The organism is Acinetobacter sp. P1(2025) (genome assembly GCF_051390655.1).
GTDB classification, from domain to species: Bacteria; Pseudomonadota; Gammaproteobacteria; order Pseudomonadales; family Moraxellaceae; genus Acinetobacter; species Acinetobacter junii.
The window spans coordinates 1-11,576 of sequence record NZ_JBPKBJ010000098.1 but is presented as its reverse complement, the minus strand read 5'-3'; the positions used below and the strand labels follow the sequence as shown (position 1 = coordinate 11,576).

General features: G+C 36.4%; 10 protein-coding genes and 1 pseudogene. 8 read left to right on the top strand and 3 right to left on the bottom strand.

What is annotated here, in order from left to right; all coding sequences use genetic code 11:
• Positions 1-82: 82 nt before the first annotated feature.
• The 6 genes from ACSC97_RS16575 (at position 83) to ACSC97_RS16550 (ending at position 4,567) form a co-directional block, all read left to right on the top strand.
• Entirely contained in the window at positions 83-289 is a 207-nt protein-coding gene (locus tag ACSC97_RS16575; protein WP_436662029.1) for a hypothetical protein, read from the top strand.
• 12 nt (positions 290-301) lie between these two features.
• Positions 302-1,408, top strand: coding sequence for an ImmA/IrrE family metallo-endopeptidase (locus ACSC97_RS16570; RefSeq protein ID WP_000482094.1), 1,107 nt, complete (start codon positions 302-304; stop codon positions 1,406-1,408).
• Between the two features lie 246 nt (positions 1,409-1,654).
• Entirely contained in the window at positions 1,655-2,296 is a 642-nt protein-coding gene (locus tag ACSC97_RS16565; RefSeq protein WP_002046584.1) for an SOS response-associated peptidase, read from the top strand.
• Positions 2,297-2,407: 111 nt separating this feature from the next.
• Positions 2,408-3,034, top strand: a complete 627-nt coding sequence (locus ACSC97_RS16560) for a LexA family protein (protein ID WP_004826946.1) — start codon at positions 2,408-2,410, stop codon at positions 3,032-3,034.
• A 14-nt stretch (positions 3,035-3,048) separates the two neighbouring features.
• Complete coding sequence (locus ACSC97_RS16555) at positions 3,049-4,344, top strand: Y-family DNA polymerase (protein WP_004826947.1); 1,296 nt, start codon at positions 3,049-3,051, stop codon at positions 4,342-4,344.
• A gap of 4 nt (positions 4,345-4,348) precedes the next feature.
• Positions 4,349-4,567, top strand: coding sequence for a hypothetical protein (locus tag ACSC97_RS16550; protein ID WP_004826949.1), 219 nt, complete (start codon positions 4,349-4,351; stop codon positions 4,565-4,567).
• 327 nt (positions 4,568-4,894) lie between these two features.
• Here the strand turns inward: ACSC97_RS16550 and ACSC97_RS16545 are convergent, their stop codons facing one another.
• The 3 genes from ACSC97_RS16545 to ACSC97_RS16535 are packed head-to-tail and all read right to left on the bottom strand — an operon-like array spanning position 4,895 to position 10,916.
• Positions 4,895-8,095, bottom strand: a complete 3,201-nt coding sequence (locus tag ACSC97_RS16545) for a tyrosine-type recombinase/integrase (protein WP_436662025.1) — start codon at positions 8,093-8,095, stop codon at positions 4,895-4,897.
• Positions 8,096-8,099: 4 nt separating this feature from the next.
• Positions 8,100-10,439, bottom strand: a complete 2,340-nt coding sequence (locus ACSC97_RS16540) for a hypothetical protein (RefSeq protein ID WP_004826952.1) — start codon at positions 10,437-10,439, stop codon at positions 8,100-8,102.
• Between the two features lie 12 nt (positions 10,440-10,451).
• A complete protein-coding gene (locus ACSC97_RS16535; protein WP_000911011.1) occupies positions 10,452-10,916 on the bottom strand; it encodes a hypothetical protein in 465 nt (154 codons plus the stop codon).
• Between the two features lie 274 nt (positions 10,917-11,190).
• On the opposite strand from ACSC97_RS16535, the gene ACSC97_RS16530 reads away from it, so the two are divergent.
• Positions 11,191-11,358, top strand: a complete 168-nt coding sequence (locus tag ACSC97_RS16530; RefSeq protein ID WP_002125865.1) for a YhfG family protein — start codon at positions 11,191-11,193, stop codon at positions 11,356-11,358.
• A 12-nt stretch (positions 11,359-11,370) separates the two neighbouring features.
• Positions 11,371-11,466, top strand: a pseudogene (locus tag ACSC97_RS16525) (cell filamentation protein Fic); the annotation flags it as partial.
• Between the last annotated feature and the right edge of the window lie 110 nt (positions 11,467-11,576).

Here is an 11,576-nt window from a genome sequence, read left to right as displayed (position 1 = left end):
GATTCAATCAATAATTGAACCGCTCTTTCTCTGATTTCAGGGGTATATTTTAATTTTGTCATCGGGATAGTCTCTCAGAATATTGACTCTCCGACAAACCCGGTACGGTTCAACTAGCTTCGTACAGGACTTAAAAGCGAAAAAAATTTCAATTTTACCAAGTGACCATACTTGCAGAATTGCATTTGAAATAGATAATACAGTTCCTGTAAAAACTGATCCTAAGCCAGTATTGGAACCATCTAATGAAATTAAACCAGATGATTTTGATATTCAGCTTGTAGTTTAATCTGAGGTTAATGTGTTTAATAAAGATCGTTTACGTATTGCTAAAGAATTACGAGGACTTAGCAATACCGATTTCGCAGAAAAATTGAGTTGCTCTATCTCTAAGGTAAAGCAACTTTTAGACGTGGATAAAGAAATCAATGAAAATGATCAAGATGATATATGCCGTGTATTAAATTTACCCAAGTCATTCTTTGCAGGTAATGACACACAACCACATGAAACAGACCAAATCTTCTATAGATCGGTTGCTCGTATTAAAGCACAGCATAGAAAAGCTAATGAGGCATATACTCTTTTAGCAATAAATATTAACAAGTACTTAAATCAGAAAGTAAAGTTACCTACTTTTCACCGTCCTGATTTAGATATTACTGAGTTTTTGGGTGAATCTAAGTATGCCGATCACCTAGCGTCAGAGTTGAGAGGTTTATGGGCTTTAGGTAATCAACCTATTAATAACATTGTTTCGTTGTGTGAGCTAAAGGGAATCCGTGTCTTTAGATTACCGACTGAAATTCGAGAAATTGATGCACTATCTTTTTTTGATGATGAAAGTGGTAGCCCTTTCATATTTCTAAATACATTTAAGTCTGCCGAAAGAGCCCGCTTCGATTGTGCACACGAACTTGGTCATATCGTTATGCATACGCATAACAAAAAAATTCGTGTCGAGAAAGATAATCGTGTTCTCGAAACTGAAGCGGATCAATTTTCATCTGAATTTTTAATGCCAACAGATGCATTTCTTTCTACTGCTCCACGCTATTTTTCACTAGAAAATATGATTGAGTATAAAAAGATTTGGCGAACATCCCTGAAGGCTATTAACTATAAAGCTCACAAGCTGGGATTAGTTAGTGATTGGGTTAATCGTAGTAACTCTATAAAGATCAATTCGTTGGGCTACAACATTAATGAACCTGAAGAAACTCATCGAGATGAGAGTTTGATGTTGCCCAAAATTATCTCTGTTTTAGCCTCACAACCATCTTTTGATAAAAATAAAATGCTTGATGAAATTGGAATCTCTGAAGAAGATTTTAATCAATTAACATTTGATGCTTTAGCTAAAGTTGAGCCCCCGAAGAAAAAACATAAGTTATATATTGTCGAGTAATACAAACCTTCCTTAAAAATAATGCGCCTTACGGCGCACTATTTATGCAAAATCCTGATTAATTTTTTTATGACTTCACGCCCAACGTAGTTTTGCATCCCATAAGTCATACTTTAACTGAAAATGTAACTTGCCCCATCATGACTTTTTTCATATAGCCTACTTGAACTGACACCATAAATCCCATGTGTTCCATAAAGCATCGTATACAATTTCAGATAAATTCTTTAGTTATGTGATCAGGCTATGTGCTCAAATTACCTATTTCCAAATAAAAGAAATTTGACACTCTTAGGTGTCGATACAAGCCAGTTTGATCTTGAGCTTAAGGATCATGTATTCCCTTCCTATCATGCTCCAATCATTCTGAACGGCTCAGATCACTTAGAGCTTGATATTGCAAAGTTTGGATTACTACCGAGCTGGGCGAAAGAATTGAAGTTCAGCAGTCATACTTATAACGCCAGAACTGAGTCTGTAGCAGATAAGCCTAGCTTTCGACATGCTTGGAAGTACAGCAAGTTCTGCCTAGTCCCAGTACAAGAATTTTATGAGCCGAAATACATCAATGGCAAGCCACACTGGTACACCATCAAGCGTAAAGATGATCAGCCTTTTACTGTTGCAGGGATCTATGATGATGCAGTGATTAATGGCAATAAGGTACGTTCCTTTTCAATGTTGACCATCAATTCGGACCATCACCCTTTTATGAAACAATTCCATGCACCGAAGGATGAGAAGCGATCCATCATCGTTATTCCAGAACAGTACAGAAAAGACTGGCTAACAGCCGATCATGAACATGCGCATGAATATTTCTTTCAAATGCCCGATGAATTCGTCACATTTCCACGCGATGAGCAAAAACAAAACGTCTTATTCTGACGCATCCTTGTTTATCCACAACTTTTTAAAATTGAATTTTAAACGCTGTTAGTAATATCCTATATATACAAATTCTACTTCCAAACACGCCTCGTAGCGTAGGAGTATCTCATGTCTAAGAAGTTGCCTATCTACTTCTCTGACGACGCATGGTCATCTTTACAAGAGCTCATGGGTCCAGAGGGTAAACCAAGCCCTACCATCAACACCGTGCTAGAACAAATCGCTGTTCAAAATGAACTGGTTGAGCAATTAGGGCTGACTGCTGTTCTACCGAAAACCAAAGTTTCTATTCCTGTTTCTTCAGAGCGCATCCCTGCTGGCCCAGCCTTCAGCACCAAGGATGAGCAAGACAAAGCACTCGATCTGAATGAGTTTCTGATTCACAACCCTATTTCTACTTTCATTGCCTATGTAGACAGTGAATCTATGCTTGATGCTGGTTTTGAGATCAATGACCCAATCATTGTCGATCGTAGTATTGAAGCAAAACATTACGATATCGTGGTTGCCCTGATTGATAATAGTGCCTCGACCATTAAGCGGCTGATGATCACCAATAAGATGTCCAAGTCTGAAATCAAAGAGATATTTGGCGATGAAGATTATCCGCTTCCAGAACTTTGGTTAAAAGCTGAAAATCCTAATTACAATCACATCATCCCCGATGACAGTCAGACCATATCAATCTGGGGTGTGGTGACTTTTAATTTAAAGCGTATTTATCACCGCTCATAAAAAGAAGAATAACCATGAAAAGTGAAAATGAAATATTCGCGTTAGTCGACGTGAATAATTGCTACGTCTCGTGTGAGCGGGTGTTTAATCCCTCGTTAAATGATCGCCCGACAATCGTGCTCAGCAACAATGATGGCTGTGCGGTGGCTAGAAGCCAAGAAGCGAAAGACCTCGGGATTAAAATGGGCGTTCCTGTATTCCAAATTCAGGATCTGATCAAGCAACATAACATTCAGGTGCTATCCAGTAACTTCTCCTTATATGGCGAAATGTCCAAGCGCTTTATGGAGCTGCTTGAGGACTATGTTGCACCAGGAGATCAAGAGGTCTATTCCATTGATGAATGCTTTCTGAAGCTCACAGCTTATGAGCATCTGTTTGACCTGACCGAATATGCTCAGGATATGAGAGCTAAGGCTTGGCGCTGGTTAGGACTACCCTGCTGCATTGGAATCGGTCGCTCTAAAACTGAAGCCAAGATTGCCAATCATCTCGCCAAGAAGAATAAGTTCTTCAATGGGGTGTGTAATTTGGTCCATATGGACCCATGCTCTACAGAAACGCTACTCGCACAAGTAGATGTATCCGAAGTTTGGGGCGTTGGCAGGCAGAACTGTAAGAAGCTCAATGCCATGGGTATTCAATCCGTTCTAGATCTGATTAATACCAATCCTAAAGAAATCAAAAAGCAGTTCAGTATCGTCATGGAAAAGACAGTGCTTGAGCTACAGGGCCTCTCTTGTATTGACCTCAGTGATGATGCTGTAGCGAAGAAGCAAATTATTAGCAGTCGCTCTTATGGCAACCCAGTCTATGAAATGGATGACATCAAAGCTTCTGTTCGGCTTTATGTTGCTCGAGCCGTAAAGCGTATGCGGGAAGATGGCTCAATCTGCAAGATGATTGGTGTCTATATCCAAACCAGTCGCTTTGATAAGACTGAGCGCTACTCGCCTTACATCGTGATTCAGATGCATGAGCATACAGATGATTTATTGCTTATCACCAAGGCTGCAATGAAAGGTATCGATCAGATATTTAAGAAGGGTTTTAAGTATAAAAAGGCGGGAATCGTGCTGCTCGAAATTACGGATAAATCCAAATTTGTACCCGATCTATTCACGGACTATTCACATAGGCATGAACGCGAAAAACTTTCAGATGCCATCGAAGCCATCAGTGAACGGTTTGGAAAAAATCTCGTCACGCTGGGCATTGCAAACAATCAAGAAGCCTCATGGCACATGAATCAAAACCTTAGATCACCATCGTATTTAACAAAATGGTCTGACTTACCAAGAGTAGGATAAAAACATGCACTTATTTAAATTAACCGACGAACAAATTACTCAACTCCTTATCCCGAAACGATTTGTACCACCTACTCCGCCTGAACATGAAGGCAAGAACATGGTTTATGTTTTTGATAGTGATGATAAGTTTGAACTGACTTATGATGAGCTGGTGGAGATCATTAGCAAAGCAAGGATGGCTGGTCCGAAGTTGATACCTGTCTTAGGCACCGTGAATTAAATTGTGCAGTGTTCGCACGCCACTTGAAACATAACTTGATTGGAAATGAATTTGGGCTGAGAAAAATTCAGTTCAAATTTAACCTGACGGGCACACTAAAAAATGGGTAATTGTCAGATCGAGTTTGGACTACAACACTTTAGCTCATCGATTTACCAAAGTGCTAATCTTTACACTATTGTCTAAAATCCAGTGACCAAATTGTGATGCTAAAGCTTTTAAATTCCCTTTATTATGAATCAAAGTTAGTATGATGCTTTTCATAAAGACAGTTTACTTATAACCAGAGAGATTTTTAAACAATTCCCCCTTTTCAGTTTGCTTAGGCTATTTGATCCAGAGTTCATCTTTTTGCATCATTTTTAACATTAAATTAAATATAACCAGCGGAGTAACATTTTTTTTGTTAGAGCCGACAACTCTTTGAAAACTAAATTTAACGGTTCGCTCAGGAGCATCCAAATTAACTGGGTAGTTTTGTTTTTCTAAATACAGATGATCTCCTAACATTGGCTCTATACCAGTAATAAAATTAACAATTTGTTGCTCATCACCTTTCATTCGGCATTGAAAATGTAGAAAATTCTTACGCAGTTTTCCAAATAATAATAATATTTTAAGCGCCTTAAACATGTTCTTTTCTTTCAGTGCATCTTGCTGCCTATCATCTTTATAATGAAAATCAAGGAGAGGAATTATTTCATCTTGACGAGTCAGTTTTTTAGCCTTTTCGTAAAGTTCATCAAACCAACTCTCTTCTAAATTCTTACTATAAACATAATTCGTTTTTAAATTAAATTTTTGGCGATCCATCCATTTATTGCTCATCCATTGACATCGTTGCATCCATTCTTGAGCTTGAGTATCTTCGCTTAAACGACCTTCTCTAAAACTTATCAAACGTTGAAAAGGTGTCAGATTACTCTTCTCGATACTAAACTTCTTTTCTTGTCGGCCAGCCATCGTAACTGGCTGTGTTTGCTGATAAGAATTAAACCATTTCTGCTGCTGAGTATAACGATTTAGGTTTATATAGTCTGTACTTGACTTCACTGGACTAAAACACTGTTCTAATACTTTTTTTGAAATGATACACGGCGAATTATAAATTCGATCGACTGCTAATAAATCCAAAACATGAAGGTAATTTGAAGCCGTTTGCTCAATACTGCTATGCCCCATCCAAGAGGCGAGCACCTGCCATTTATGTTGAATAATCTCTTCTTGAGCACGTGCTTTCATACCAAACAATAAATCCCTCATCTTTTTTGCTTTTACCCAAGGAAAATCTGTGTAGGTCTTGATCATTTCTTTTGAACCGAGCAAAGTTATTGCTAGATAGTTAGCAGCACTGTGGCGTAATGTATGAAAACTAAAGCCATGATGCATACCTAATATTTGACTAAACAAATCTACTGTAATTTTGCTGATACATTGATCAGTTAATACACGATGATTCACACTAAAAAGTAGATCATCCTGCTGATTAACCAAATATTGCTCATAACGATGTTGTATGTAACGTTGTACTACTAAAAACTCATGTTCTGACAATGCAATTTTCAATGGTATTTGACGATTCGCACTTCGCGTTTTCAGACGGCGATATGAATTGTCTTGGATATGAAGCGTGATATTATTAAAAACTGTATTTTCTTTTTCTTTATAAAGTAGCTCTGGGCAAATAATATCTTGTATTTTAAGACAACGAACTTCATTTAATCGAAGTCCAGTTCTATAACTTAGTAAATACATCAGCTTTAAACAACTCAGATGATCGACCCACTCTGATGCCGTTGGCTCTTGACTTAAATTTTCTAGTTTTTCCAATAATTTGCCAAATAGCAAAGGACTCACTAGCCGTGCATTGCAAATTTGTAAATGCTTAAAACTTGAATTCTGTAACACCAATACCCCTGGAGCATCATAATTCTCTATACAGAATTGATGAAAATCTTTTAGGCGACCAAAACGGTATTCTGCGCTTTGGTGCATCTTACGAGAGGTTTTTCCTTTCACCGAATCTCGTTGAACTGCTTTTTCATCACGTTCACTGCTGTATTTCAATAGCTGCCGATATAAATCCTCATAGTCATCTATGGATTGTTGCTTTAAATCTAATTTATTGAGCCAAATCTCAAATATAAATTCTTTGCCAAACGATCCTAAGTAGCTTTCAATAGTTGATAATTGAAGCCCTCGTTTTTTTAAATGCATTAACCAGTGAATTAAGCGTAGTTGAGCATCAATTAAAGACTTTTCCTCCGTATTAGCATCAACTATCTTCTCCTCTAACACCCTTCTAGTTTCTTGCCAAAAACGTAGCGTGCGTTCATCTTTATTCCTCTTTTTATCTAAACGCTCAACTTTTTGACCTTTACGTTTCTTTTGACCAAACAACATCAACTCATACGGAATCGTTTGTAATTTGCTTTGAACAGTCGGAACTTCAGGAAGTAACTGCTCTTGTTCAAAATGAATAGGGCGATTATCTGGTTCTGTGACTTGATTGTAATCATTATTCCACAGCAATCTAAATTCGGATGGCCTTAAAGCAACAGTATTAATCTCTTGCTGAAGCACATTACTCAAAAATATATCTATGCTGAGGTTTGGATTAAATTCGAGTACCATTTGCACATCATTAAATGCACGAAATCCACGGCGTTTAATTTGATATTGCAGATCCCCAAGACTTTTTTTCCTGCCTATCTTACTCAAGCTTTCTAAAATACAATCTTCAACTGAATGTTGCAGACAAAATTCTTTCTGAGTAGCTTTCAACTTTTTTAAATATTGCAAAATGAACTGCGCATATGGGTTAAAAAAAACATGTTTCCATTGGTACAACTTTCCCTGTTCTACATCGTTGCCATATTGAGAGTTTTCAACACGATAATGTAGTAACAATGGATTAGTGATTTTTTTGTAGTCCGAATGGTATAACCGAAAACAATTCAGATCTGTACCAAGCTCAATGGCCTCCTGCAATTGCTTCTGAATAGCAATCAAATGCTGTTCATCTGCACAGCCTGAAATATATATAAAACTTAAGCATAAATTTCCCCATAAGTACTTTGGTTCATTCCAATATTCAAATGAATCTTGCCAATACTGCCTTAATTCCTTAAGTACATGGATATGTAGATGCCCCTGTTCTAACCGTGACTCTGTACTCTCAATTTTTCTAGGCAGTACGATCCGTTTAGTATGTGGATTTAGCTTAATTCTGTATGATTTTTTATCTACATTCTGGTTGAATTGCTTCCTTCTTTTATTAAATTCATCTTCAGTAAATTGCATCAGTTTTGATTGTTCGTCTCGGCTCAACTTTTGACTCAAACAATCAACACTATCTTTAATGTCATGCCATTTTTCAGCGATCTGCTGATCAAGTTTTTGCTGCATGTCTTTCGTCAATACTTCAGGTGGAGAAGGCTGTCTATCTAGCGACTTTTTCACCATTTTATGAATATCAACAAATAGATCATCTAGTTGTGGTTTTATTAGTTCTTTGATTTTTTGCATACAACTATTTTCGCTCTAAGTGTTTAATCGATAAAGATTTGACATTATCTTGCAATTGCTGGCGGGCTTGCTGTACATAGACATTCGGGATAAGTGAAGAATGCGGATGAAAAGCCTCTCGGTCACGTTGGTCATGACCATACAGGGCCTGAATTAAGTGAAAAGCTAATGCTGGTTTACCCTCTTGCTGCTCATGCATCAAAAAGTTCATGTCAAAATGACGTAACCAATTCGAATACATATTCTTTGGAAAGACTCCTTGCATATATGAATTCACCCATTTTCTCGATAAAGGGATTAACTTAATTTTCCTGCTCTGCCATTCTTTGACAGTTATCGGCAAGATATCTTTACTAAAAATGACCTTACCAAAAAGATCATTTACAGTTATCTTCTTCTTTGCAAAGACTTGTCTAAAAAATGAACCGTACGCTTCAATAATTTGTTCTAAAAAGGCAGTGTAATTTTGCAGTGTTTTTATGAAAAAATCAGATAAAGGGATAAAACGACCATCTTTTCTTGCTTTACTATTTTTTTTATCATTCACATATAAAAGCTTGAGCTCAACACAATAATCATCCAAATTCCCCAACAGGTTTTTTTTAGGCCGACTTGCCAAACTCAACAAACTGATATGCCACATCCAACACGCATATGCATTAAGTTGATTAATAATGTGCTTATCTTCTTGGATGTTTTCGTGACAATGTCTATGTAAAATATGGAATTGCTCTTTCACAAAATTGGGTTCAAGTGCCAGTTGGCTCCCTATCCTTCCTATAGATAATGCAGATTGCACTTTGAATTGTTGTTGCAATATTTTTAGTTCAGCCGTGTCTTCAGTAAAATGTGTGGAATGTGGTGTAAGTGCTTTTTCTAAAAAGGCTAGATATGTGCTACTGAGTTGAGTTTTCGGTAGCCCGCCATAATAGATACCAGGCATGTGATGCTGACTATCCCGCCCAGCAATTACATGAGCAAGATATTCATTATATGTTTCATAATATATATGAAAATATAATTGAGCCTGCAGTTTTTCTACAGTGATCGAACCTACAAACCGATTATCAAGCCAATTCTTAAGTTTCTTATTAATGTGTGTTGATGAAATTAGTGGATTCGATGCTTGTTCTATATAGTCAAACCAAGCAGAAGGTAAATGTAGTTGATGTGTCATCACTTCATTCCACCGCACATGATTTAAGCTCTTAATCTTCTGCTCTGTAATTTTAAGATTTAATTTGAGTAAATATTCGCGACGTCTACTTGAACCATTCTGGATCAAAATTCCATCTTGAATAAGCTCGTTAAAATCCATCAGTGCGACGGGTGATAATCCCGTCAAAAGTGACAATAAACATGCTGCAGCGATTGCAGCATCCCTCCAGTGCCCGGATAACTCGGTTCTCAACACATAAACAATTTGCTTCAGTATATCTGGCGCCAAATAATGTGGATTTGTAACAAAAGGAGCATGACGGCGCTGGCGATGCCGCATTAGATGCGTCGCATTATCGCTGAGTATATAATTTAAATTTTTAGACTTTTCATCTTCTGAATAAAACTCCATTTCAGGATCTAATAGATCAACTTCACCCTCTTCATCTTTGTGAAGAGCGGCATCATAAATACTGATCTTTGCGTTATGTCCAATATCTACTTGCTTACCCGTTTTAATTTCACGAAATTTTTTGAGTTCATTTTTCGTCGGCCATTGCAAAACTTTACTTTTTTTTGACTTACGCTGACGATGAACAACACGACGATCATCAAGTCTTTTAAAAATTATTAATAGAGCCGATAAATACTCTATGGCTTGTACTTGTTTGAAATCTTTAATATTAAAAAGTTGATTACGATCCTCCTTTTTCAAGTTACGTTCGTACATGACATAGCGATTTAGTAGCTCACTGCATTCTTGAAATAATTCAGCATGATTAGAATCCAGAACATATCGTGATACATAGCGAAAGAGATCACAAACATGTTTTTGCTTATTCTCAGCTTTATCAATTTTTGCAAATTCTTGATACTGCCGATATGTTAAAAAACTCGCTTGTAGAATCAAATAACGTTCAGACGACAGCTCTTGAGTATTACTAGTAGTCGGGCATGCAAAATAACTTAAAGAAGCTAGATAATAATATTTACCTAATTGTCTAGAACTAGATATATAGCCATATATCTGTTGTGCTTCCTTATTTAGAGCATGGGCTTTTTCACGTAAATCATCTGATAGATCGACAAATTGTGTATTCACAACATGATTGCGTAATAAACAATAATCTTTTTGGAATTTTTCTGCTAAATCTAAGAATTGCTCTTCTGTTTCAATCTTTGGCATATTCGCTTTCGCTTAATTTTTTATCAAATTGCATTGGTTAAATTCATTACGATCTGAACAATTTGGTAAAAGTTGATCTTTTATTGAACTCTTTGTCAGCTTAAAAAATCTAGCAAAAAATTTAGCATCCAGCTCTTTCTGAGCTTTTCTCTCAAAGCACAAGTGTTGCTGTGATTTTTCGATAAAATCATCAAGATTATGTATCAACTGTAAGATTGCAACATAATTAGAATGTACACGTAAGCATGGCTCCGTTTGCATTAATAGCAATATTTTTTGCCAAATTTTCACATAGATTATTTTGAACTTTGCTTGTACTACTACTTTCTGGCTCTGTTTAATCTTTTTGATTTTCAGTAGTTCTGAGTTAATTTTTACTATCTTAAATTGAACATTTTGTCGCTCAAAGCAAAAGGGCATGATAAATTGCCCCATAAATATCTCTATATTTTTTACTAAATAGTCAAATTTTAACATTTTTATCGATATAAAAAATGAGCATATCTTTGTATATTAAAATTCATTTAATTTATCAACTAAATTTTCTCAAAATTACAATTATCAACAAATACATATGGTTTACTTATCATGGGTGGTCTAAATTTTAAAAATTCTTCCACTTTTTTTTAGTTTTCTGTTATTACATGAAACAATACCGTTGTATTACATTTTGAAATGCTGTGTATGCAGCATTGATCAAAAAGATTCTCTGCTATACTTACTTCACGTGTAGCATCAATGGAGTTTCGAAATGCTCAGAACCACTGAACAGAAAAAAAAATATATTCAAGCGACACGTGCGCAAAACTATCAAGCCAGCCTAAAGCTTGAAGGCATTACAACGACAGCTCAAACAACTCAACAAAGTAAAGCTGAAATCTTGCAAAAATATAAGAAGTATTCGCAACCCGAAACTTAGTCAGGTGCATGTATGGATAAATATGGGGAAATGGGTGACAGCCTGTATTGTTACCCTGGCACAAATATCCTAAAGAACAAACTCAATATTCATGATGAACAAATTTTATAGGACTTACGCACTATCATTTATAGATTCTCTGTGGTAGCAGATGGTTTTTATCGAGAATAAAGTCATCAATGAAGTCTTTGATGATTGGTCTAAATAATTTCTTCTGC